Source organism: Labrys sp. Lb11 (assembly GCF_057554225.1).
This window is the reverse complement of sequence record NZ_BAAJOT010000006.1, coordinates 100,059-123,318: the sequence shown is the minus strand read 5'-3', so window position 1 is coordinate 123,318 and position 23,260 is coordinate 100,059. Positions and strand designations below refer to the sequence as shown.

The 23,260-nt window shown below is 67.6% G+C and carries 16 protein-coding genes and 1 pseudogene; 4 read left to right on the top strand and 13 right to left on the bottom strand.

Going from position 1 to position 23,260, the window contains the following annotated elements:
- Window positions 1-19 precede the first annotated feature (19 nt).
- From AC27L4_RS22495 to dapA, 4 genes are all read right to left on the bottom strand, one after another.
- Window positions 20-202, bottom strand: coding sequence for a hypothetical protein (locus AC27L4_RS22495; protein WP_487144610.1), 183 nt, complete (start codon window positions 200-202; stop codon window positions 20-22).
- A gap of 225 nt (window positions 203-427) precedes the next feature.
- Window positions 428-1,240, bottom strand: coding sequence for a DUF2189 domain-containing protein (locus AC27L4_RS22490; RefSeq protein ID WP_487144609.1), 813 nt, complete (start codon window positions 1,238-1,240; stop codon window positions 428-430).
- 207 nt (window positions 1,241-1,447) lie between these two features.
- On the bottom strand, window positions 1,448-1,918 hold the full coding sequence (gene smpB, locus AC27L4_RS22485; protein WP_487144608.1) for an SsrA-binding protein SmpB: 471 nt from the start codon (window positions 1,916-1,918) through the stop codon (window positions 1,448-1,450).
- A 4-nt stretch (window positions 1,919-1,922) separates the two neighbouring features.
- Window positions 1,923-2,816 carry a 4-hydroxy-tetrahydrodipicolinate synthase gene (gene dapA / locus AC27L4_RS22480; protein WP_487144607.1) on the bottom strand — a complete coding sequence of 298 codons (894 nt, stop codon included), beginning with the start codon at window positions 2,814-2,816 and terminating at the stop codon, window positions 1,923-1,925.
- Between the two features lie 480 nt (window positions 2,817-3,296).
- On the opposite strand from dapA, the gene AC27L4_RS22475 reads away from it, so the two are divergent.
- Both AC27L4_RS22475 and AC27L4_RS22470 read left to right on the top strand, forming a co-directional pair.
- Window positions 3,297-5,423, top strand: coding sequence for a lytic transglycosylase domain-containing protein (locus tag AC27L4_RS22475; RefSeq protein ID WP_487144606.1), 2,127 nt, complete (start codon window positions 3,297-3,299; stop codon window positions 5,421-5,423).
- Window positions 5,424-5,629: 206 nt separating this feature from the next.
- Window positions 5,630-6,514 carry an alpha/beta fold hydrolase gene (locus tag AC27L4_RS22470; RefSeq protein ID WP_487144605.1) on the top strand — a complete coding sequence of 295 codons (885 nt, stop codon included), beginning with the start codon at window positions 5,630-5,632 and terminating at the stop codon, window positions 6,512-6,514.
- A 102-nt stretch (window positions 6,515-6,616) separates the two neighbouring features.
- On the opposite strand, the gene AC27L4_RS22465 is transcribed toward AC27L4_RS22470, so the two are convergent.
- Window positions 6,617-7,912, bottom strand: coding sequence for a porin (locus AC27L4_RS22465; RefSeq protein WP_487144604.1), 1,296 nt, complete (start codon window positions 7,910-7,912; stop codon window positions 6,617-6,619).
- A 937-nt stretch (window positions 7,913-8,849) separates the two neighbouring features.
- Between AC27L4_RS22465 and AC27L4_RS22460 the strand changes: the two are divergent.
- Window positions 8,850-10,040 (top strand): annotated as a pseudogene (locus tag AC27L4_RS22460) (porin); the annotation flags it as partial.
- Between the two features lie 64 nt (window positions 10,041-10,104).
- On the opposite strand, the gene AC27L4_RS22455 reads toward AC27L4_RS22460, so the two are convergent.
- The 7 genes from AC27L4_RS22455 to AC27L4_RS22425 all read right to left on the bottom strand — a co-directional run bounded on the left by AC27L4_RS22455 (window position 10,105) and on the right by AC27L4_RS22425 (window position 19,833).
- Window positions 10,105-11,340: a tyrosine-type recombinase/integrase gene (locus AC27L4_RS22455; RefSeq protein ID WP_487144603.1), complete on the bottom strand. Its 1,236-nt coding sequence runs from the start codon at window positions 11,338-11,340 to the stop codon at window positions 10,105-10,107.
- A 483-nt stretch (window positions 11,341-11,823) separates the two neighbouring features.
- A complete protein-coding gene (locus AC27L4_RS22450; RefSeq protein ID WP_487144602.1) occupies window positions 11,824-12,777 on the bottom strand; it encodes a phosphotransferase in 954 nt (317 codons plus the stop codon).
- A 323-nt stretch (window positions 12,778-13,100) separates the two neighbouring features.
- Entirely contained in the window at window positions 13,101-14,270 is a 1,170-nt protein-coding gene (locus AC27L4_RS22445; RefSeq protein WP_487144601.1) for an iron-containing alcohol dehydrogenase, read from the bottom strand.
- A 110-nt stretch (window positions 14,271-14,380) separates the two neighbouring features.
- The gene (locus tag AC27L4_RS22440) at window positions 14,381-15,766 is read right to left on the bottom strand and encodes an aldehyde dehydrogenase family protein (RefSeq protein ID WP_487144600.1); all 1,386 of its coding nucleotides are present in this window, start codon (window positions 15,764-15,766) and stop codon (window positions 14,381-14,383) included.
- A 108-nt stretch (window positions 15,767-15,874) separates the two neighbouring features.
- Entirely contained in the window at window positions 15,875-17,248 is a 1,374-nt protein-coding gene (locus tag AC27L4_RS22435; protein WP_487144599.1) for a glutamine synthetase family protein, read from the bottom strand.
- Between the two features lie 98 nt (window positions 17,249-17,346).
- Window positions 17,347-18,867 carry an amino acid permease gene (locus AC27L4_RS22430; RefSeq protein ID WP_487144598.1) on the bottom strand — a complete coding sequence of 507 codons (1,521 nt, stop codon included), beginning with the start codon at window positions 18,865-18,867 and terminating at the stop codon, window positions 17,347-17,349.
- A 135-nt stretch (window positions 18,868-19,002) separates the two neighbouring features.
- A complete protein-coding gene (locus AC27L4_RS22425; protein WP_487144597.1) occupies window positions 19,003-19,833 on the bottom strand; it encodes an N-formylglutamate amidohydrolase in 831 nt (276 codons plus the stop codon).
- Window positions 19,834-20,033: 200 nt separating this feature from the next.
- Here AC27L4_RS22425 and AC27L4_RS22420 point away from each other — a divergent pair, with 200 nt between their 5' ends.
- Entirely contained in the window at window positions 20,034-20,900 is an 867-nt protein-coding gene (locus AC27L4_RS22420; protein ID WP_487144596.1) for a MurR/RpiR family transcriptional regulator, read from the top strand.
- A gap of 9 nt (window positions 20,901-20,909) precedes the next feature.
- Here AC27L4_RS22420 and pbpC read toward each other — a convergent pair whose 3' ends face one another.
- Complete coding sequence (pbpC, locus tag AC27L4_RS22415) at window positions 20,910-23,000, bottom strand: penicillin-binding protein 1C (protein ID WP_487144595.1); 2,091 nt, start codon at window positions 22,998-23,000, stop codon at window positions 20,910-20,912.
- Between the last annotated feature and the right edge of the window lie 260 nt (window positions 23,001-23,260).

Below are 23,260 nucleotides of genomic sequence, written 5' to 3'. Positions count from 1 at the left end.
CGACAGCAGGCGCGCGCAGTCAACCGATGCCCGCCTTCACGGCGAGGAAATCGAGCAAGGCGCGCTGGCCGGGATAGATGGCGTGCACTTCTTCCATGTCCGCAGGGTTGCAGGCATCGAGCACCGGCTGGAGCCGACCGGCAGCGATGTCGTCGCGGGCCAAGAAGGCGATCAATCGGGGCGAGTACGCACCCACCAGCATCGAGCCTCCCCGTGACTGGCACTGGCCCGGACGCTGCCGTCGGCGGGGAAGCACGGCTGTCTCGCCCTCGCGCAAGAGCGGCCGGCCCTCGACGGCACAGGCATGAACCAATACCGGTGCGGTTGTGCCCCCGGAACGGCAATGGTCGCCACGGTCACGGCCATCCCTGCCGAGTTGCACCGGCGCCGGATCATGCCCTGACCGCGGCGCCCTGCTGCGCGCTCCTCAGGAGACGACCACCTTGCGGTAGAGATGCCAGGTGGCATGGCCGAGCACCGGCATGACCACGGCCAGGCCGACGAAGAACAGCAGCGAGCCGGCCAGCAGCCCGGCCGCGACGATCAGGCCCCACAGCGCCATCATCGCCGGGTTGGTGCGCACGGCCTGGAAGGAGGTGCACATCGCCGCCACCACATTGACATGGCGATCGAGCATCAGCGGGAAGGAGACGACGCTGATCAGCAGCGCCACGACGGCGAACAGGAAGCCGACGCCGTTGCCCAGCAGGATCATCGCCCAGCCGGCCGGCGTGGTCAGGACGTCGTCGATGAAGCCCGAGATGGTGGCGGGCATCTCGGCGCCCATGGTCCAGTTGTAGATCAGCATCGCCGCTCCGAGCCAGGCGATGAACCAGACCATCAGCACCAGGCCGAGAATGGCGATGCCGCCGATCGCCGGCGACTTGCGGACATCGAGAGCGTGCGACCAGGCCGTATCGAGACCGAGCTCGCGCCGGCGGCTGATTTCGTAAAGGCCGATGGCGGCGAAGGGGCCGATCAGCGCGAAGCCTGCAAGCAGCGGGAAGAGCAGCGGCAGCACGTCGTAGCCGACGGCCAGACGGCCGAGGAACACGCCGGCCAGCGGATAGATGAAGCCGAGGAACAGAAGGTGGCTCGGCTGCGCCAGGAAATCCGCCGTCCCCTGGCGCAGGGACGCTTCGATATCGGCCCAGCCGATACGGCGGACCGGCAGGGGCGCGAGGCTCACGCCGGCATCGGGAAGCAGGTGCTGGGAAAACGGCAGATGCAGATTGGTCATGGCGATCGTCCCGCCCGGTTTGAGCGGCCGCGACAAGGGCGGCGTGACGGATCCTCCGGCCGGCCGCCATTGGCGTCGAGCCTCAACTCCATGCCGATCCGTTCTACACCGCATGCAGGACCGTGTCGCCCCGCCCCCCGCTCACGTTTTGGGGAGCGGCCGGAGCACGAGGCCGCTCGGAACGAGCGCGGGACGGGGCGGCGGGAACTAGCCTTTGTCCCGCAGCAGCCGCCCCTTCTCCCGGTCCCAATCGCGCTTCTTCTCGGTCTCGCGCTTGTCGCCCAGGGTCTTGCCGCGCGCCAGCGCGATCTCAACCTTGGCCCGGCCGGCCTCGTTGAAATAGAGCTTCGTCGGCACGATGGTCAGGCCGCTGCGCTGCACGGCGCCGATCAGCTTGCTGATCTGGCGCTTGTGGAGCAGGAGCTTGCGCGGGCGCTTGCGCTCATGATTGAAGCGGTTGGCCTGCAGATATTCCGGGATATCGGCATTGAACAGCAGGAGCTCCTCGCCGGATGGTCCGGCATAGCTCTCGCCGATCGTGGCCTTGCCGAGGCGCAGCGACTTCACCTCGGTTCCGGTCAGGGCAATGCCGGCCTCGAAGGTTTCGAGGATCTCGTAGTTGAAGCGCGCCTTGCGGTTGTCGGCAACGAGCTTCTTCGCCGCCTGTCTGTCCGTCATCGATTCATCCGTTGATCAGCCCGGCATGCACCATGGCCGCCTTGATCGCCGCGCGGGTCGGCCCGGTCACGGGCAGGAGCGGCAGGCGCACCTCCTCGTTGCCGCGGCCGAGATGGGCGAGGCCGCACTTGGCCCCGGCCAGGCCAGGCTCCAGGAAGGTCGCCGCATGCAGCGGCACCAGCCGGTCCTGGATGGTCAGGGCGGCGGCATAGTCGCCCCTGAGGCTTGCCGCCTGCAGCTCCGAGCACAGCCGCGGCGCGATGTTGGACACCACCGAGATGCAGCCGACGCCGCCGGCGGCATTGAAGGCGAGCGCCGTCATGTCCTCGCCCGAGAGCTGGATGAAGTCGGGCCCGAGCGCCTGGCGCTGCTGGCTGACGCGGGCGAGGTTGCCCGTGGCATCCTTGACACCGGCGATGTTCTTCAGCTCGTAGAGCCGCTTCATCGTGTCGACCGACATGTCGACCACCGAGCGCGGCGGGATGTTGTAGATGATGATCGGGATGCCGATCGCGTCGTTGACCGCCTTGAAGTGCTGGTACAGCCCCTCCTGGGTCGGCTTGTTGTAGTAGGGCGTGACCACCAGCACCGCATCCGCGCCGGCCTTTTCGGCGTGGCGGGCAAGGTCCACGGCCTCGACGGTGTTGTTCGAGCCGGCGCCGGCGATCACCGGCACGCGGCCCTTCGCCTCGTCGATGCAGATCTCGACGACACGCTTGTGCTCGGCGTGGCTGAGCGTCGGGCTCTCGCCGGTGGTGCCGACGGGTACGAGGCCGTTCGTGCCTTCGGCGATCTGCCAGGAGACATGGTCGCGGAAGGCCTGCTCGTCCAACGCGCCATCCCGAAACGGCGTGATCAAAGCCGTGAACGAACCCGTGTATCGTGCCATCGCCATCATACCTGCTCCGCGCTCCGGCTCGGCCTCGCCCCGTCCGGAACAGGCAGGCATATACGAGCGACGGACGCAACGAAAGAGCGGCGGCCGTCAAACTGCGATGTCGTCGGCCGTCATCCTCGCCGCAGGCTCGGGCCGGAGCGCGCCCGCGGCGCCGACATCGGCACACGCTCCACCCGCGGTCGAGGCGTCGCCCCTGGAGCGGCATGGCCGGTTGCATCGCCGGGACCGCAAGGAGCAGCCGTGCCGCGGGAAACGGCCCGCGTGGAACGGCGGGGGCAGCCTGGGGGTGGGCGCGGGCGCCGCAATCTGTTAACCATGATGTGCGCCAGCCGGGCTCCGCCCGGCTTGGTTCACGGATCGTCAACGCGGAGGCGAGAAAACGGTGCTTCGACGCTGGGCGTGAATGTCGGATCGGGATGTGGGGCCGGTCCGGCTTCCCGTCCGGCCACGCAGACTCCGCGGGGTCGCCGAGCCTGTCCGATGGATGGTGCTTCGGAATCCCGCCCGGGTTTCAGCAAGAAGGCCGTCTCGATGATGCTGATGCGCATCCTGTCCGGAACATCCCTGTTCGCCCTGATCCTGGGAGGCGCCGTCGCCGCGCCGATCTCGCCGATCGGCGATGCAACGCGGCCGACGCCGCCGGTCGTGGCGGTGAAGAACACGGATGTCACCGGCTCGCTCGGCTCCGGCGTGCCGGCTGCTCCAAGCGCCCAGCTCGCCATGCTCAAGGCCGCGATCGCTGCCTACAAGCGCGGCGACCTCGGCGGCGGCGATGCGGCCGCCCGCGCGATCAGCGATCCGGCCGCCCGCGCCACTGCGGAATGGATCGCCATCCGCACCGCCTCGCGCCAGATCGGCTATCCCCGTATCGCCCGCTTCCTGACGAGCTTTCCCAACTGGCCGTCGGCCAAAAGCATCCGCGCCCGCGGCGAGGAGGCGCTCTACAATGACGGGATCGACGATGCGACCGTGCGCGCCTCCTTCGTCGCCCAGCAGCCGCAGACCGACGAAGGCAAGGTCGCCCTGGCGCGTGCCCTGCTCCGGGCCGGCGACCGCAACGGCGCGGCCAGGCTGATCCGCGACGCCTATCGCAACGACAGCCTCTCCGGCTCGCTCGAGAGCGACATCCTCAAGGGATTCGGCGGACTTTTGAGCCGCGCGGACCTGCGCTATCGCGCCGATCGCATGATCTATGACGGCAATTACGGCGAAGGCCTGCGCGCCGCCCAGCGTGCCGGCGCCGACGTTACGGCGCTGGCCAAGGCTCGCATCGCGGTGGTGAGGAAGGCGGGCAATGCCGGCGCTCTGCTGGCGGCCGTGCCGGCAAGCATGCGCTCGGACCCGGCCTATCTCTTCGCCCGCGTCTCCTATCTGCGCCGCGCGGACAAGGGGAAGGAAGCCGCCGCGATCCTGCTCAAGGCTCCGCGCGACGCCGAGTCCCTGGTTCGCCCCGACGAATGGTGGACGGAACGCCGCCTGGTTGCGCGCCAGCTTCTCGACGCCGGCGATTTCCGCACCGCCTACACCATCGTCTCCGCCTATACCGGCGAGAGCGACCAGACACGCATGGAGGCGGAGTTCCATTGCGGCTGGATCGCGCTGCGCTTCGTCGGCGACTCCAAGACCGCGGCCCGGCACTTCGCCCGGGTGTCCGAGATCGCCTCGCGGCCGATCTCGCAATCGCGCGGCGCCTACTGGCAAGGCCGGGCAGCCGAGGCCATGGGCGACAAGGCCGCCGCCAACCGCTACTACGGCGCCGCCGCACGCTATTCGACCACCTATTACGGCCAGATCGCTCGAGCGCGGCTCGGCCTGTCCAGCCTCGACCTCCGCCCCCTGCCCGAGGCCTCCGCGGCGACCCGCGCCGCCTTCAACGGCCTGCTGGCGCCGCGTGCCATCGCCATGCTCTACGACCTCGGCGAGCGTGACTTCGCGCGCATCCTGGTCACCGACATGGCCAACCGGCTGCAGGACTCCGAACAGATCGCCCTGCTCGCCGGCCTCGTCTCGCGCAACAACGACCCCAAGGCGTTGCTCGGCATCGGCAAGTCCGCCACCCAGCGCGGCCTGCCGCTGGAAACCATCGCCTTCCCGACCAGCGGCATCCCCTCCTACCGCTCCGTCGCCGACGTCGAGCGCGCCGTCGTCTACGGCATCGCCCGCCAGGAGAGTGAGTTCAGCCACGACGTCGTCAGCCATGCCGGCGCCCGTGGCCTGATGCAGGTGATGCCCTCCACGGCCAAGGCCACCGCCAAGGCGGCCGGCCTGGCCTTCGACGCCAGCCGCCTGACCCGCGATCCCGCCTACAACGCGCAGATCGGCTCGGCCCATCTCGGCGAGCTTATCGGCAAGTTCAACGGCTCCTACATCATGGCCTTCGCTGCCTACAATGCCGGCCCCACGCGCGTGGCCGAATGGGTCAGCACCTATGGCGACCCGCGCGACTCGCGTATCGACCCGATCGACTGGGTGGAGCGCATTCCCTATTCCGAGACGCGCAACTACGTGCAGCGGGTGATGGAGAACGTGCAGGTCTATCGTGCCCGCCTCGGCTCCAAGTCAGCCCTGCTGATCGACAAGGATCTGCGCCGCGGCGCAGTGCGCTGAGGCGCCGGCTGCGGCCGCCCGCAGGGTGCGGCGCCCCGCTCGCCCTGTCCGGTGCCGCCGGCCGGAACGCGCACTCCGTCATAGGCTTCCATCGGACATAGGCTTCCACCGGATCAGGCTCCGCCGGTGGATTTTCGGGAACCCGGCCGGCACAATGCGGTCAGGCCGTCCGGCCGGCGGGCGGCGCAACCCAACCGTGCCCGCTCATGATCCTCGACGCTCCCTGGACCGACTTCTGGTATTCCTCCGCCGACGGCCTGAAGCTCTACGCCCGCGACTATGGCCGGCGCGACGCGGCCGCCTCGCCGGTGATCTGCCTGCCGGGGCTGGCGCGCAGCTCGGTCGATTTCCACGAACTGGCCTCGGCCCTGGCGACCGACTCCGACCATCCGCGCCGGGTTCTTGCCCTGGACTATCGCGGCCGTGGCCGCTCGGATCGTGATCCCGACCCGAAGAAATACGACCTCGCCGTGGAGAATGCCGACGTACAGGCGCTGCTCGCCGCCGCCGGAATCGAACGCGCCGCCTTCATCGGCACGTCGCGCGGCGGCATGCATGTCATGCTGCTGGCGGCGACGCGCAAGGCTGCGATCGCCGCGGCGGTGCTGAACGATATCGGCCCGGTGATCGAAATGGCCGGCCTGCTGCGGATCAAGACCTATGTCGGCCGCCTGCCGGCGCCGGGGAGCTTCGAGGATGCGGCAGCGGTGCTGAAAGCCGCCATGGCCGGCAGCTTCCCGGCCTTCTCAGGCGCGGACTGGGAGCGCCTCGCCCGGCGCAGCTTCGTGGCGCGGAACGGCCGCCTCGAAGCCGACTATGATCCGGCGCTGACCGCCGCCCTGGAGGCGCTGTCGCCGGACAGGCCCCTGCCCCCGCTCTGGCCTTTCTTCGACGCCCTCGCGGGCGTGCCGCTGCTGGCGATCCGGGGCGAACGCTCCGACATCCTGTCGGAGGAGACGCTGGTCGCAATGCGGACGCGAAGGCCCGACATGGAGACGCTGATCGTACCCGGGCAAGGCCACGCGCCGGTGCTGTGGGCGGACGAGGTGATCAGGGTGATCGCAGGTTTCATCCAGCGGTCGGCAAGGTAACCCGGATCGACGGATCGAAGGACCGGCGGCTTGCCATGAGGCACCTAAACGCAGAAAAGCCCGGCTTGCACCGGGCTTTCCAAGAAGTACGGCTGATCTGAATCAGAAGGTCCGCTTGAGGCGGAGGCCACCCTGCCAGGCGTCGCTGCTGCCGCCCAGGACATTATCCTTATAGTCGGAATTGTTGACATCGACGTTGGTGTAGGACACCTCGGCGCCGAGCGTCAGGCCGGGCGTGATCGTGTAGGTGGCATTGGCACCCACGGTGTAGGCCGAGAAGTCAGGAGCAGTGATAACCCCGCGCAGCGTACCCTGGCTATAGTCGACATAGCTGCCGAACCCGACCAGGACCAGAGCCGGCGTCACGTTCACGCCGATTTCACCGGTAACCGACCAGCCCGTGCCAGCGTCAGTCCGCCCGTCGAGGCTGACGGCATAATCATACGCGCCGAACGAATAGTTGTTGCCGTTGATGTTGAGGCTATAAGACGGGGAGCCGAGATAGTTGGCAGCGCCATCGGCATACACGCCTTCCACCACGACCCAGCCGCCGCCCGCGAACGGCAGGTTGACAACCAGCGAACCGCCGGCCGCCCAGCCCCACTCGCTACCCGCGTTTTCGTTCTCAAAGGTCGTCTGATGCGAAGCGGCGAAGGCCGCGACCTTACCCCAGCTCTGCTCGAACTTGAGCTGGCCGACGACGTCGGGAACCCGCTTGCCGCCGTAACCGAGAGCGGTGACCGTCTCTTCCTGGACGATGCCGGGATTGAGCGGGTCCGGAACCAGGACCTTGATCGATTCCGAATCGAGCATCGCCTGATGCTCGCCGCCGTCTTCGATCGACAGCGTTGCCGAGAAGCCACCGCCGAAGGTCGCGGTGTAGGCGAGCAGGTTCACTGTCGACTGCGACGTGTAGTACGGCGCGAAGATCGTGTCGCCGTAGTCGTTGTCGTAGATGCCGAAGAACGTGTGAGCGTAACCGGCGGTCAGGCCACCGAGCTGGATGAACGCCTTGTCGATGCTGAAGTCGGATCCGCCATCGGGACCGACGAAGCCGGACTTGCCGGCGCGGGCGTTGATCTGGAAGAACGAGCGCAGCAGGCCGTATTCGGTCTGGGTGCGGGCATCGAACTTCACGCGGCCTTCCGTCGTGAAATCGTAGGCGTTGGTCTGCCGGTAGCCGGCGGTGTCATAGAAGCGGTAATCGGCACGGATTTCGCCCGAGATGCGCAGGCAGGTGTCGGTGCCGGGGATGTAGAAGAAGCCCTCACCGAACTCGGTGCAGACCTTAACGTATTCAACCGCTTCCGCCTTCGTCATCGGCAGATCGGCAGCCTGGGCAGCACCAACGGTCACCAGACCGGCAGCGGCGCCGAGGAGAAGAGACTTCATCGTCATAGGATGACCTCCAAGACTATTATCGTTTGATCCGAAGCACCGCTTTCACGCTTTGGCTTCCGACCGGTTCGCGAGACCCCGGTTTCCCCAACTTTGCGGTCGGCGTTCCGGACACGACCCAACTTTGTGAATCGATGATCGCAGCCTACTCATCGGCGCAGACGGAACAACAGGCATCGCCCCGGTTTTGCCCAGATGCCGTCTCTTTGCCGCCGTGTGTCACCAAAAGGCCACAGCGTTTCGGGCTGACGGGGACGCTTCGTAAACAAGGCGTTACCAGTTCCTTACCGCATCCTTAACGCGATCCAACAGCGGGACAGATCTTTACGATTCTTCAATCGGTTCGCCCGCCGGCTCGTACAATTTCCGGCTTCGGCCGGGCCCCGGTCCGAGGCAAGATTGTGTTCGGATCCGTCCGGATGCGAAGTCCGTTTCAGCGGGCCGGGCGGCCACCGAGGCTGGGCGAACTCGGCAGCGTGAGCGGGGCGCCCCGCATTCGGGAACCGGCGTTGCGCAACCCCGCGCCCCAACGGCCGAGGCCGCGTCGGCGACTCGCCTGCGGCCGCTTTCCCGGTGCTCGTTCCGGCCTTGGACAAGAAGCTGAAATCTCGCCGATTTCCGACCTATCCCAGCGAGGCGTCCCATTGCACCACCTTCTGCGAGCGGACTCGCGGCGGTGTCCAATAATATCCGCCCCGCCGAAACCGGATATGGCCGAATAATATATGGAGCCCGGTCCGCACGGGGATTTGCGTATTCATTCAGTATCATACACGTGCGCTCCCCGACCGCGAAATCTCGGAGTCCGTGTACTACGCGGCCTTCGCTCCCCCTCCATTCCGCCGTTGTTGGGATGATCGTTGGGTTCTTCGGTGTGCCGACTGCAGATTCGATATTTATTTCAATCGATTAATCGTCCCTCACGGCGGAAGCGGTTGAATATGTGAAGGTCTGCACCGAGTTCGGTGAGGGCTTCTTCTACATCCCCGGCACCGACACCTGCCTGCGGCTCAGCGGCGAACTCCGCGCCGAGTACCTCGCCTTCGGCTCGGACTATTGGGGCGCCGGCACCAAGGACGGCGACCGCTACGACTTCCGGACGGAAGCCCGGCTGAAGTTCGACGCCCGCACCCAGACCGAGTACGGCCTGCTGCGCTCCTACATCCAGATGAACATCTATTCGGGCAACACCAACCGCCCCGGCGGCGACGGCAACTCGTTCCAAGGCAAGATCGACAAGGCCTTCATCCAGTTCGGCGGTCTGACCGCCGGCTTTGCCCACTCGTTCTTCGGCTTCTACGACAACGAGTACGGCGACACGATCTTCGCCGGCTATTATGCGCCCCAGGATACGGTGAACCTGATCGCATACACCGCGACCTTCGGCGGCGGCTTCTCGGCGACGCTGTCGATCGAGGACGGCGGCGAGCACAACTACCAGTTTGCCCAGGGCGTCCCCATCATCGACCCCGTCACAGGGGCAATCATCGGTCAGGAGCCGGTCAACGGCACCTATGGCGGCAAGCGCATTCCGGACGTCGTCGCTCAGTTGCGCCTCGACCAGGAGTGGGGCAAAGTGGCGCTCTCCGGCGCGCTGCATGACACGCGCTTCTCGGAGGAGCAGACCACGAAGGATCAGAAGTTCGGCTGGGCGGTCGGCGGCTCGGTCGCAGTCAACCTGCCCTTCGCGGCCGGCGCCTATGTCGTCCTGGAAGGCGTCTACGCCGATGGCGCATCCGACTATCTCGGCCGCCCGGGAGCGGCCTATGACTACGGGGTGAATTCGTTCGGCGGCACCGACAGCGGCAAGGGCTGGTCGATCACCGGTGAAGCCGGCGTGAACGTCACCCCGGCCCTGCAGCTGATCGCCTTCGGCAGCTATGTCGACTACGAGAACGGCAACATCCCCGGCTTCACGGCCGACGGCAACAACATCTCCAGCATCATCGTGCGGGACTTCAAGGCCTGGGTCGCTGGCGCGAACGCGACCTACACCGTCGTTCCCGGCCTGACGATCGCGGGCGAAGTGTCGTACCAGTCGACCGAGTACGACAACAACGAAGGCCTGATCAACTTCAAGGACGACAACTACTGGCAGGGCGGCGTCCGCATCAAGCGGACCTTCTGATCCCGTCCAGCTTCCATCGTCGCAGGAAGGGCCCGGCTCACGCCGGGCCCTTTCGCTTGTCCGGTCAGGCGCCGGCGGTGACGCGGTCGCCTGCCCCGGTCCGGCTCGGCCGCGCGGCCACAATGCGGCTCGTCCCGTGGCTGCTCAGGCAATAGTCAGCCCAGGCGTCCATCAGCTTCCGTCGCTTTTCCAGCGCGTCACCCCGGCGATAGGCCCGCTCGGTCTGGTCGCCGACGGTATGGGCGAGGGCGGCCTCGGCGATCTCCCGCGGGAAATGCGTGGCCTCGCCGCACCAGTCGCGAAAAGTGGAGCGGAACCCATGCACGGTCACGTCGGCTTCGAGGCGCTTGGGCAGCGTGCTCAGCGTGGTGTCCGACAGCGGCCGCGCACCTCTCGAACTCACGAACACGAAGTCGGCCGTTTCGCGCAGGCTCGCCATGTGGCGCAGGATCGCGAGCGCCCGGTCCGACAGAGGCACGCGATGCTCACGCCCGGCCTTCATCCGCCGGGCCGGCACCGTCCATAGCCTGGCCTCGAAGTCGATCTCGCTCCAGCAGGCGCCGCGCACCTCGCCCGACCGGGCCGCGGTGAGGATGGCAAACTCGAGGGCCAGGGCCGGCACGCTGGACGTCTCCTGCAACCGACTGACGAAGCTGGGCAATTCCGGATAGGCCAGGGCGCGGTGGTGGCCGCGCGACAATTTTTGCGGTGCCGGCAGCAGGTTGCGCAGGTGCCCCTTCCACAGCGCCGGGTTCTCGCCGGCGCGATGGCCGAGCGCCTTGGCGGCATCGAGAACCTGCTCGATCCGGCCCCGCAGCCGAGCGGCAGTCGCCGGCTTGGTCGTCCAGATCGGCTTCAGCACCGCCAGCACATGCTGGGTGGTGATCCGGTTGACCGGTACCGGCCGCAACGCCGCAGCTTCCTCGGTCAGCGTCGTCGTCCACTGCCCGACATGCTTGCGGCTGCGCCAGCTTGCCGACATCGACTCGATGAATTCGTCCGCCACCTCGCCGAAGCTGGGCACGCTGCGCTGGTCGCGTCGCGCCTCGATCGGGTTGACGCCGCCGGCCACCAGTTCGCGAGCGCCCCTCGCCAGCTCACGGGCTCGGGCAAGGGAAACGTCACGCAGGCCGCCGAGGCCCATCTCGTTCAATTTTCCGTTCTGGCGGAACAGGAACACCCAACGCTTGGCACCCGATCTGTCAACAACCAAGTAAAGATTGCCACCGTCGGCGTGCCGCCCAGGTCTTGTCAGCGTTAAAATTCCGCGAGCGTTCAATCTATTTGTTTGAATGGCCATGTATTCACCCTAACGAATACCCTAACAGATCACAGACACCACGCAATGGTGCCGCCGATTTTCATGCAGAAAATCGGCCTATACATATCAAGACACAACGTCTCGTATTTTATTTTTTTATAATACGCAACGACTCGTATTGAAATTTTTTGCGAGCATCCGTGCAGGCGGCCGCGACCAGATCCACGCCGGACCCACACCGGCGCCAATCCGTTCGCCCGCTGCCGCAGTCAGACCTCCATACCTGTCATGTCGGGGCGCACGAACGGCGTGTTTCGGGCTGAGGCGGCGTCGCAGTCGCCTGCTCCGGCCACGCCACAGCCTCGAATAAGACCGCCCTCTTCGGGAAAAGCATCGCCGAGAACGACCGGGAGTCGCCCTTCGCCCCCGCTCGGCGCGAATTTCTCCGTGCGGAATTGGTGCGAAACTATGACAATTTCGCGTCGAAAAAGTGCAACCGCGCCCCATCGTCCCCCGGACGGCCTAGCCGGCGGCGACCTCGGACTGCATGGCGGCAGTTTCGATCCTGACTCGCCGCTCGTTGATGGCGATATAGCCTTCCGCATCCGGGAACCCACCGCCGAACGCGTCCTGCGCATAGCCCCAGAACAGATCGCGCAACGCTGCGGCGAGGCGGGCAGCAGAGAAATCGATACACAACCCTCGATTGAAGAAGCCGTCCCCGGCCAGGGTCAGCAGGTCCCGGTCGTCGGCAGGGCCGAAACCGCCGTTGACGGCCAGGCTGGCCAGGTCGGCGATGGGCAGGCCGAAGCCGGCATATTCCCAATCGATCAGCCAGAGGCGGCTGCCGTCATCGATGAAATTGCCGGCATGGACATCGTTGTGGGCGAAGCCGCCGGGCTGGCGGGCCAGCAGCGCCAGGGAGCGCCGGATCCGCCCGGCCTGGCCGCGGATCCTCGCCCGCCAGCGGTTCGGTCGTGCGGTCAGCAGGCGCCGATAGTGCGCCAGGATCGCCGCCGGCGTGCGGTCGAGGCGCGGACCGTCATAGAAGCCCGGCAGGACGGTGCGGCAGGCCGCAAGCACGAAGGCGACCCGGCGGAGCATATCCGGTCGCACGAGATCGGCGGCCTCCAGAGTGCGCCCGGCGACATGGCGCAGCACCAGCGCCCCCGCCTCGGCATGGACGAGCTCGGGGCAGAGGCCGGCGCGGGCGGCCGCTCGCGTCGCGGCGATCTCGGCCTGCCGATCGACCGGATGGGGCGACGCCGATCGGCCGATGCGGACGACGAAGCGCTCGCCGGCGCAATGCACGATAAAATTGCAATTGCTGAGGCCACCCGGCAGCGGCGCGATGTCGACCGGAGCCCGCCAGCACGGCAGGGATGCGATGCGGCTCTCCAGCAGAGCGATGTCGCCCCTTGCCGACGGCGCGGGGCCGGGCCGGGGCGGCGAGGCTTCGGAGCACTGCTTGGACATGTCGAATGATCCGTCGCCGCTTGCGGTGCAACGGGACCCGGTTCGGCGGATCCGGCTGCAGTCCCGCAGGGGGCGGGCCTTCGATATCACCAGATCGTGATGGTTGTCGCGGGCAGAAAACCCCGCCGGTTACGGCAACCGGCGGCGGGATGGGCGTTCGATTGCCGGCGAATCAGTCCCCCGACACCGGCTCCCGCCCCAGGCAGATGCCGCCGGCGCCCCGGCGGGGCAGCACCACGAATGCTCGCATCGGCCTTTCGGGGGGTGGCGGCGCCTGCGGGGAAAGCAGCACGGCCGCCTCCCCCGCTCTCGGGACGGGCCCGTCAGACCTTGCCTTCCAGCGCCTTGCGATAGAGCCTCAAAGCACCGGCCCGGGTCAGCTTCACCGGATTGCCGCCGGCCGTCGGGTCCTTCGGCGCCATCTTCGACATCAGGTCGAACTTGCCGTCGTCGACCTTGAGGCCGGCGAGGGTGTGCGGCACGCCGAGTTCCTCGCGCAGCGCCAGCGTCCAGTCCAGGAAGGCGGAGAAGCGGGGCTTGAGGCCGGCAAAGGCGGCGAGGCGCTCGATCTTCTCCTTCACCGCCCTCTTGTTGAAGGCCAGGACGTAGGGCATGAACACGGCGTTGGTCAGGCCGTGATGGGTGTCATACAGCGCGCCCACCGGATGCGACAGAGCGTGGATGGCGCCGAGCCCCTTCTGGAAGGCGGTGGCGCCGATCACCGCGGCCGACATCATCTGGGCGCGAGCCTCGATGTCGGTGCCGTCCTTGTAGGCGCGCGGCAGATATTCCCTCACCAGGCGCACGCCCTCCACCGCCATGCCCTCGGCCATCGGATGGTAGAAAGGCGAGCAATAGGCTTCCAGGCAATGGGCCAGGGCGTCGAGGCCGGTGCCGGCGGTGATGTGCCTGGGCATGCCGACGGTGAGCTCCGGATCGCAGATCGTCACCTTCGGCATCATCAGCGGATGGAAGATCACCTTCTTGGTGTGGGTCTTCTCCTGGGTGATCACCGAGGCTCGGCCGACCTCCGAGCCGGTGCCGGCGGTGGTCGGCACGGCAACGGTCGGGGCGATGCCCTTGGGGTCGGCCCTTGTCCACCAGTCGCCGATGTCCTCGAAATCCCACATCGGCCGCTTCTGGCCGGCCATGAAGGCGATGGCCTTGCCGGCATCGAGGCCGGAACCGCCGCCAAAGGCGACCACGCCGTCATGCCCGCCCTTCCGCAACACCTCGATACCGGCATAGACGTTGGACTCGACCGGGTTCGGCTTGACGTCGGAGAAGATGTCGGCCTTGAGGCCCGCCGCCTTCAGGCTGTCGAGCGCCGCCCGGGTCATGGGCTGCGTCGCCAGGAAAGGATCGGTGACCAGCAGCGGCGCCTTCATGCCCGCGGCTTCGCAGGCATTGGCGAGCTCGGAGATGCGGCCGGCGCCGAAGCGCAGGGCGGTGGGATAGCTCCAGTTGGCTCTGGGGGAGTTTGCTGAGGACATGGCCGTTTCCGATTCGCCGGCGCCGCGCCGGCCTGTTTGCCAGGGGATGCCGGCCCGACGGGCCGGCGGCACGCGGGAAGGCCGGTCCCGGGAGAGGACCGGCACAGGGATCAAAGGGTACGCAGGTGGTAGCTCTTGGGCTGAGTCAGCGCGTCGAAGCCGAGCTTCGAGAGGCCGGCCCCTCGCCCGGTATCCTTGACCCCCGTCCAGGTCAGGCCCGGATCGAGATAGTCGCAGCGGTTCATGAATACCGTGCCGGTCTCGATCTCGGCACCGATGCGCTCGGCCGCATCGATGTCCTGGGTCCAGATCGCCGCGGTGAGGCCGTAGGGCGAATCGTTCATCAGGCCGATCGCTTCCTCGTCCGACTTGACCTTCATGATGCCGACGACGGGCCCGAAGCTCTCCTCGCGCATCACCGACATGGAATGGTCGACCTCGGTGAGGACCTGGGGGGCGAGATAGGCGGTGTTGCCGACATCGGCCTTCTGGGTCGACACGTCGATATGGGCCTTGGCGCCCTTGGCCAGCGCCTCGGCGGTCTGCTTCCTCACCCAGTCGGCGAAGCGGACATTGGCCATGGGGCCGAGGGTCGTCGCCTCGTCCAGCGGGTTGCCCAGCACATAGCCGCGCGTCAGGTCGACGAAGCCGTCGACGAAACGATCGTAGAGGCTCTCGTGGACATAGACCCGCTCGATGCCGCAGCAGCATTGGCCGGAATTGTAGAAGGCACCGTCGACCAGGTTTTCGACAGCGTGCGTCAGGTTGGCGTCGGCGCGGACATAGGCCGGATCCTTGCCGCCGAGCTCGAGCCCGAGCGTGGTGAAGGTGCCGGCCGCCGCCTTCTCAATGGCGCGCCCGCCGGCGACCGAGCCGGTGAAGTTGCAATGGTCGACCCGGCCGCCCTCCAGCAGCTTCGAGGTCTGCTCATGGGTGAGGACGAGGTTCTGGAAGACGCCCTTGGGCAGGCCGGCAGCGTCCATCGCCTTCTGGAAGCGCTCGCCGACCAGGATGGTCTGAGAGGCATGCTTGAGGATCACCGCATTGCCGGCGATCAGGGCCGGGGCGACGGTGTTCACCGCGGTCATGAAGGGGTAGTTCCAGGGCGCGACCACCAGCACCAGCCCGAGCGGCTCGCGCTTGATGGCGCGGCGGAAGCCCGGCCGGTCGTCATCGGGGACCGTCGGCGCCAGGCTCGCCTCGGCGATGCGGACCATGTAGCGCACGCGTTCCTCGAAGCCGCGGAACTCGCCGCCATAGCGCACCGGCCGGCCCATCTGCTGGGCGAGCTCGGGCACGACCTCCTGGTTCATCGCCAGCATGGCGTCCAGGAACTTCAGCACGTAGTCCGAACGCTCCTGGACGGAGAGCCTGCGCCAGGCCTTCTGGGCGAACCGGGCGGCGACGAGCGCGGCCTCGATCTCGCTGTCGCTCACGGCAGGCCGGCGGACCAGCTCCTTGCCGTCGATGGGGGAGATGCAGACGATGTCGGTCATGATGCTTCTCTCATGCGCCGCCGGGGCTCCCCCGACCTGTCGCGCCGATTTCGAACCGAGGGCGCCCGCGCCGGGGCGCGCGGCGGCGAGGCGGACGCCGAAACAATCTTAGATGATCTCGAAATACCGCTCCATCTCCCAATCGGTGATGGCCTTGCGGAATTCCCGCTCTTCCCATTCGCGGGTGGCTGCATAGTGATCGACGAAGGCATCGCCGAACAGGGCCCGCGCCGGCTTCGACACTTTCAGCCTGCCGGCAGCCTCGATCAGGCTGCGCGGCAATTGCCGCTTCTTCGGGAACCTGACGTCGTAGGACGATCCCATGACCGCCGCATCCGGCTCGATCCTGTTCTCGATGCCCCACAGGCCCGAACCGATGGCGGCGGCGAGCGCGATATAGGGATTGATGTCGGCGGCGGCGACGCGGTACTCGACCCGCTGCGATTTCTCCGAGCCGGGAATGACACGCAGCGCCGTGGTGCGGTTCTCCACCCCCCAGCTGGCGTCGGTCGGCGCCCAGAACCCTGGAATCAGCCGGGTGTAGGAGTTGACGGTGCAGGCGACCATCGCCAGCAGTTCGGGCATCAGCGCCTGCTGGCCGCCGACGAACCAGCGCATCTCGTCCGACATCGCATGGGGCTTGGTCTTGTCGTGGAAGACGCCCTTGCCGGTCTTGAGGCTTTGCAGCGAGGCGTGGAGATGACCGGACTGGCCCGGCCAGTCGCGCGACCACTTGGCCATGAAGGTCGCCATCCAGCCGCGCCGCTGCGCCAGGATCTTGGTGTAGGTCTTGAACAGGGCCGCCTTGTCGGCCATCGTCAGGGCGTCGTCGACGCGCAACGCCGCCTCCAGCACGCCCGGACCGGTCTCGGTGTGCAAGCCCTCGATCTCCATGTCCATGGCGCGGCAGGTATCGAGCAGCTCCTGGTAGAAATCGGCATGGACGCCGGCCCGCAGCATGGAATAGCCGTAGAAGCCGGGCGTGATGTTCTTGAGGTTGCGATAGCGCTTCTCGCGCACCGAATGCGGCGTCTCCTCGAAGACGAAGAATTCGAATTCCGCTGCGGCCGAGACGGCGTAGCCCATGTCCCTGGCGCGGGCGAGGACGCGGCGAAGCGTGCCGCGGGGGCAGATCGCCTCCGCGTCGTCGGCGAACTCGGCGATGAACAGCGGAATGTCATCCTCGAAGGGGATGGTGCGCATCGTCTCGGGCAGGATGCGGGCATTGGCGTCACGATAGCCGTTGTGCCAGCCGGCGAAGGTGGTGTTGTCGTAGAGCTGGTCGTTGCTGTCCCAGCCGAGCACGACATTGCAGAAACCGAACCCCTTCTCCAGCGCGCTCTCGAATTTTTCGCGCGCCATGTACTTGCCGCGGAAGATGCCGTCGATGTCGAAGGCACCGACCTTCACCTCGGGAACGCCGCGCTCGCGAACATAGGCAAGGGCGTCGGCAACAGTCTTCGGCTTGGCGGGCTTCGTCATGGTCCGCTCAACTCCCAACATTCGTTTTCAGAGGAACAAGATGGCTGGCATCGGGGAGGACGAGCCGCGGGTGGGGCCCGCGGCCCTTTGGAACCGGATCAGGCCCGTTCGCCCACGGCCGCTTCCGCGGCGGCGATCTCGGCCTGGCGCCTGGCGATGTCGGCCCCGATCGGCGGCCCCTTGAAGCGGCGGGACTCGCTGGCGAACCAGCCGACGATCAGCGCGACGGCGATGAAGACCAACGGGTTGGTGAGCCAGTTCAAGGGCACGGGCAGGTCGGGGAACAGAGGCAGGATGATCGGATTGAAGGGCGGCTGCGTGCCGGCATAGGCCAGCACGACGGCGCCGATGATGGTGATGACCGCGAAGGGCTTGGACAGGGCGCCGAGACGGAACGGGCCGAACTCGGTCCAGGTCTTGCCCTCGGCCATCATGCCGGCCGCGATCGGGATGGCGTAGGAGATATAGAGGAACAGGGCGCAGCCCGCCGCCAGCGCCAGCATGAACGGCGCATAATAGGTCGCGCCCGCCGCCAGCGCCGCCGTCACCCAGATGGCGACCACGGGCGTGCGGTAGACCGGGCTGACATAGGCGACCGCCCTGGACGCCGGCAGGCCGCCGTCGCGGGCGAAGGCGAACAGCATGCGCGAGGTGGAGGTCATGCCGGCCAGGGCGCACAGATAGTTCGACAGGACGATGGCGATGGCCAGGAAGTCGCGCAGGACCTTCGGCATCGGCAGGTTGGCGAACAGGTTGAAGAAGGCGTTGGCGCCGTCCTTCGCGCCGGCCGTGATGTCGGGCATGGCGACGATGAACGAGGCGGCCATGAAGAAGCCGAACAGCAGCGACCAGAACACCGAGTGAATCATGCCGCGCGGCACGGCCCGCCGGGCATCGACGGTCTCCTCGGAGGTGTGGGCCGAGGCGTCGAAGCCGGTGATGGTGTAGATCGGATAGAGCAGGCCGATGAGCACCGCGATCAGGGCGCTGCGAGGCTCCGGAACGACGCCGCCGCCAGGATCGCCGGTGTTGTTGACAAAGGTGAACAGCTTCGACAGATCCCAGGACGGCGCATAGGAGAACATCGCCAGCATCAGGATGACCGACACCACGAAGATGAGGTAGCCGGAGAAGTCGGTCAGGATCGTGGTGACGCGGATGCCGAAATGGTTGAACAGGGCCTGGCTGGCGCAGATCAGCGTGATGACGATCGCCTGGACCCACCAGCCATGGTCGAGCGGGACGGTGCTGGTCCAGCCGGAAATGTCCATGCCGAAGACGCCGGCGAGCACGAGGTCGCGGAACAGCAGGTAGACGCCGAAGTTCACCGAGGCGACCACGAAGATCAGGCCGATCATGTTGATCCAGGCCGTGACCCAACCGAGCCCCCTCCCCCCCAGGATCGAGGCCCAGTGATAAAGGCCGCCCGCGGTCGGGTAGGCCGACGCGATCTGTGCGAGGCCGCAGGCGACGACGAGTGCGAACAGGCCGCCGATGATCCAGCCCACGGTCACCGAGAACGGGCCGCCGGAGGACAGCGCCACGTTGAAGGTCGTGATGCCGCCCGCCAGGATGCAGATGATCGAGAACGAAATGGCGAAGTTGGAGAAACCGCGCATGCGGCGCGACAACTCCTGCGCATAACCCATCGAATGGAGGACTTTCGTGTCCTCGTCCTGATGTTCAGTCACTGGACCAACCCCCGCTGTTGTGACCTCACGGTCGCGTCTAGATGATGCTCCCGTCGGCGCGCTCTATCCGGCCGGCTGACCCGGCCCTTCTTCGAGCGCGCCCGGAAGCGCTTCGGCAATCACTCCTGCTAGTCGATCGCCCCAGGCTTCCTCGGCCTCGGGCGTGGCGATGAGATCGTTGCGGATCTCGATCATGACGCTCGGCAGCCCGCGCGACTGCGCGTGCCGGTCGAGCGTGTGGTAGACCCGATCATCGGGACTGTAAGGCTGGTTTTCACCGACGACGAGCCCGTTTTCGCGACGCAGAGCCTGAAGAATGGGCTCGGACAGGCTGCGGTCCCGGTCGAAAAGGACGCCGATATGCCAGGGCCGCGAAATGCCGCGATAGACCGGCGTGAAACTGTGCACGCTGACCACCGCGACCGGGCCGTCCGCGCTCTGCCCGGCGACGGTGGCGGCCAGGGCCTGATGGAACGGCTCGTATACCTCGCGTACCCGCCAGGCACGGTCCGCCTCCGTCAACCCGAGATTGCCGGGAATGGGCGTATCCTCGCTCGATTCCGGCACCGAATCGAACACGCTCGGCTCGCGGTTGCAGTCGAGCACCAGCCGCGAGACGCAGCTTCGCACCAGCGGCGCGTCGAGGCGGCGCATGAGGCTGCGCGACACGCCCAGTGCGCCGGGGTCCCAGGCGATGTGGCGCTGAAGATCGGCCTGCGACAGACCGAGATCGGTGAAGCGGGCGGGGACATGGTTGGAGGCATGGTCGCAGGCGATGACGAGGCGCGCGCGTCCCGCCGCATTCTCGACCGCAGCCGCCTCGTGGCCCGGCCAGACGGCGGCGTTGACGTTACCGGCGCTGGGGGCGGCCGGCTTGCCCTGCGTCTTGAACATTCGTTACGCCCACCGCCGATTGAGCTGGATGCGTTATTTTGAGTACACGGCGGCATGGCTTGTCAATTGCGAATGTGACGTTCAGTCTGCTGAGATCGCCGGCCCGGCTACGCCCGGGGTAGCGAGACAAGCGGGCTTCGGAGCTCGTCCGGATCGAACGTGCCTTGAGACCCGGGCAAGGCTATCTGGGGAATCGCAGCATGACGGCGTCCACATTCGCCCCGACCATCGCCGGCGGCACCTTGGCAACCGACATCCGTGCCCGGGTCGGCGAGCTGACGCCGACGGAACGGCGTGCGGCGCATGTGCTCCTTTCGAACTATCCCTTCGCCGGGCTGGAGACGGTGGCGCAGTTTGCGGCCCGGGCCGGGGTCTCGGCCCCCTCGATCCTGCGCTTCATCTCACGGCTGGGCTTCACAGCTTATGCCGATTTCCAGCGCCGCCTGAAGGAGGAGCTGGAAGCGCAGCTGCAATCGCCGCTGATGAAGCAGTCCTCGCCGGCCAAGTCGCCTTCGCCTCTCACGGATTTCGCCAATGCGGTGATCGCCAACGTCACGCAGACCTTCGATGCGATCGCCCCGGCCGAGTTCGACGCCATCCTGTCACTGCTCTGCGACACGAAGCGGCGCATCCATGTGGTCGGCGGGAGGCTGACCGAGGCGATCGCACTTTATGCGGTGCGGCACCTGCGCGTCATCCGTCCGGACGTCGTGCTGATCGAGGGCCAGGCAGCGACCTGGCACGATCAGGTCATCGACTTCGGCAAGCGCGACGTGCTGGTCGTCTTCGACATCCGTCGCTACCAGGAGGACGTCGTGCTGCTGGCGGAGGAGGCGGCGGCCCGCGGCTCCACCATCGTGCTCCTGACCGACCAGTGGCTGTCGCCGATCGCGCGGCAGGCCAAGCACGTGATCTCGGCGCGGATCGTGGTGCCGTCGAACTGGGATTCGAACGCGGCGATCTTCGCGGTGATCGAGGCGCTCGTCGCCGGCGCGACCAAGACATTGTGGGACGTGGCGCAGGCCCGGATGGAAACGCTGGAGGAGTTGCGCAAGCGGACGCGATAGCGCCCCCGCTCAGTCCACCCGGATCAGCGACCGCGCCGTGCGCCCCTTGGCATCGATCACGGACAGGCGGGCGAACCCCTTGGCCGGTGTCTCCCACGCCGCAAGCCGGCGGATCTCGCCGGTGACGATCGGCGCGCCGTCGACCAGCCAGGTGAAGGGCGGCGCCCCGCCCATGGCCTTCAGGGCCAGCGGCGCGCCCGGCCCGTTGGCGCCCAGGTCGACCCGCGCTCCGTTGGGTGGGAAGGCGATGGTCAGCGGCGCGTCGCCAGGGCCGGCCGCTGCGGTCTCGGGCAGGCCGTCCGGGCGGAAGCGCTGCAGCGCCGCCGGCAATTGCTCCGTGCGGGCGAAGACGACGCCGGGCGGCGGCCCGGCGAGCGGCACGCGACGTTCCGCGACGCGCTGGAAGGCGTCGAACAGCACCGGCGCGGCGCTCAGGCGCCCCACCAGCCCGGGCACCGGCGCGCCATCCGGCCGTCCGACCCAGACGGCGATGGTATTGGCGCCATCGAAGCCGACGGCCCAGGCGTCGCGATAGCCATAGGAGGTGCCGGTCTTGTAGGCGATGCGGCCGCCGAGCGCGTTCTCAGGCGGCGGTGCCCCGATCAGCACGTCGGCGACCTGCCAGGCGGCGGCGGGTTCGAAGAGGCGGCGGGTGGCCCTCTCCTCCCCGACCCGGCCGGGTTGCCATGCCAGCGCGACGGCGTCGCCGCCGCGGGCCAGCGCCAGATACAGCGTGGCGAGGTCGGTGAGACGTATGCCGGCTCCACCCAGGCCGACGGCGAGGCCCGGCGCGGCATCGGGCGGCAATGCCGCCGTGACCCCGGCATTCTTCAGCCGCGCGATCAGCCTGGCCGGCCCGACCGCCTTCAGGAGCAGCACCGCCGGAACGTTGAGCGACTGCTGCAGCGCCCGGCGCATGGTCACCGTGCCCTGGAAACGGTCGTCGAAATTTTCGGGCTGATAGGCGCCGAACCGGGCCGGCCTGTCGTCGACCAGCGTCTCGGGATGGGCGAGGCCGTCCTCGAAGGCGAGGCCGTAGATGAAGGGCTTCAGGGTGGAGCCGGGCGAACGCAGGGCCTGCGCCAGATCCATCTGCCCGGCCCGGCCGCGGTCGAAATAGCCGACGCCGCCGACATGGGCGCGCACCTCGCCGCTGGCATTGTCGATGGCCAGGATGGCGACGGAGACGCCGCCGCCGAGCGAGCCCGCCCGCTCGCGCGCCAGGGCCTCGAGTTGCTCCTGCAATGGCCGCGACAGGGTGGTGCGCTCCACCGTGCCGTCGGCATCGCCCCGCGCCAGCCGCTCGGCCACATGGGCGGCGAGAATCGGAAACGCCTTGCGTCCCGTCGGCGTCGGCTCCAACCGGGCTGCCTCGGCCTGGTCGTGGCCGACGGCGCCGCTGCCGACGAGGCGCGCCAGCACCCGGGTCCTGGCGGCGTCGGCCGCCCGGGCGTCGCGATCGGGCCGGCGCACCTCCGGCGATTGCGGCAGGGCGACCAGCAGCGCCGACTCGGCCGTCGAGAGCCGCCGCGGCTCCTTGCCGAAATAGGCCAGCGATGCGGCGCGCACGCCTTCCAGATTGCCGCCATAGGGGGCAAGCGCGAGATAGAGGGCCAGGATCTGCTCCTTGCCGAGCGCCTGCTCGATCTGCACGGCGCGCACCATCTCGATCAGCTTGGCTCCGATCGTCCGCTCCGGCCGCGGCTCCATCAGGCGCGCCACCTGCATGGTCAGCGTCGAGCCGCCGGAGATCACGCGGCCGTGCCGCACCGCCTGCCAGGCGGCACGCAGCAGGGCCCGGGCGTCGACACCGGGATGCTCGTAGAAGCGCTTGTCCTCATAGGCCACCAGCATGGCGAGGAAGCGCTTGTCCACATCGGCCGGCGCCGCGGGCAGGCGCCAGAAGCCGTCGGCGGTGGTGAAGGGCCTGAGCAGGCGGCCGTCGCGGTCGACCACCAGCGGCGAATAGGTGATCGGCCGGTCGAGCGGCGGCGGACCGAGGCGACGCAGCACCTCGGACAGCCCGAAGCCGGCGGCGTTGACGAGGACGATGCCGGTCAGCAGCGTCGCGCACAGGACAGGAAAGCGCCGGCCGCTCATGGCAGCCCCCGGCGCCGGGCGGAAGGGAGGAGCAGAGGTGAGTCACCGCTCGCGCATAACAGCTTGAGGCGCGACGCCGACCGCTCCCCTCCCCCTTGCGGGGAGAGGTAAGGGGCTGGGGGCCGTTGGCGTAGGGCTCGTCCTATCCTGTACACTCCCCACCCTTTATCCCTCCCCGCAAGGGGGAGGGAAGGCCCACGCGTCGCGTTGAGGTCGGAATCGGGGTGTCTCGCACCACCGCAAGACAAGACCTCGGCCCT

Bases quoted from the DNA above. Each gene is read 5' to 3' on its own strand.
- AC27L4_RS22495 (WP_487144610.1), bottom strand. From the start codon at position 202: ATGCTGGTGGGTGCGTACTCGCCCCGATTGATCGCCTTCTTGGCCCGC.
- AC27L4_RS22490 (WP_487144609.1), bottom strand. From the start codon at position 1,240: ATGACCAATCTGCATCTGCCGTTTTCCCAGCACCTGCTTCCCGATGCC.
- smpB (WP_487144608.1), bottom strand. From the start codon at position 1,918: ATGACGGACAGACAGGCGGCGAAGAAGCTCGTTGCCGACAACCGCAAG.
- dapA (WP_487144607.1), bottom strand. From the start codon at position 2,816: ATGATGGCGATGGCACGATACACGGGTTCGTTCACGGCTTTGATCACG.
- AC27L4_RS22475 (WP_487144606.1), top strand. From the start codon at position 3,297: ATGGATGGTGCTTCGGAATCCCGCCCGGGTTTCAGCAAGAAGGCCGTC.
- AC27L4_RS22470 (WP_487144605.1), top strand. From the start codon at position 5,630: ATGATCCTCGACGCTCCCTGGACCGACTTCTGGTATTCCTCCGCCGAC.
- AC27L4_RS22465 (WP_487144604.1), bottom strand. From the start codon at position 7,912: ATGACGATGAAGTCTCTTCTCCTCGGCGCCGCTGCCGGTCTGGTGACC.
- AC27L4_RS22455 (WP_487144603.1), bottom strand. From the start codon at position 11,340: ATGGCCATTCAAACAAATAGATTGAACGCTCGCGGAATTTTAACGCTG.
- AC27L4_RS22450 (WP_487144602.1), bottom strand. From the start codon at position 12,777: ATGTCCAAGCAGTGCTCCGAAGCCTCGCCGCCCCGGCCCGGCCCCGCG.
- AC27L4_RS22445 (WP_487144601.1), bottom strand. From the start codon at position 14,270: ATGTCCTCAGCAAACTCCCCCAGAGCCAACTGGAGCTATCCCACCGCC.
- AC27L4_RS22440 (WP_487144600.1), bottom strand. From the start codon at position 15,766: ATGACCGACATCGTCTGCATCTCCCCCATCGACGGCAAGGAGCTGGTC.
- AC27L4_RS22435 (WP_487144599.1), bottom strand. From the start codon at position 17,248: ATGACGAAGCCCGCCAAGCCGAAGACTGTTGCCGACGCCCTTGCCTAT.
- AC27L4_RS22430 (WP_487144598.1), bottom strand. From the start codon at position 18,867: ATGCGCGGTTTCTCCAACTTCGCCATTTCGTTCTCGATCATCTGCATC.
- AC27L4_RS22425 (WP_487144597.1), bottom strand. From the start codon at position 19,833: ATGTTCAAGACGCAGGGCAAGCCGGCCGCCCCCAGCGCCGGTAACGTC.
- AC27L4_RS22420 (WP_487144596.1), top strand. From the start codon at position 20,034: ATGACGGCGTCCACATTCGCCCCGACCATCGCCGGCGGCACCTTGGCA.
- pbpC (WP_487144595.1), bottom strand. From the start codon at position 23,000: ATGAGCGGCCGGCGCTTTCCTGTCCTGTGCGCGACGCTGCTGACCGGC.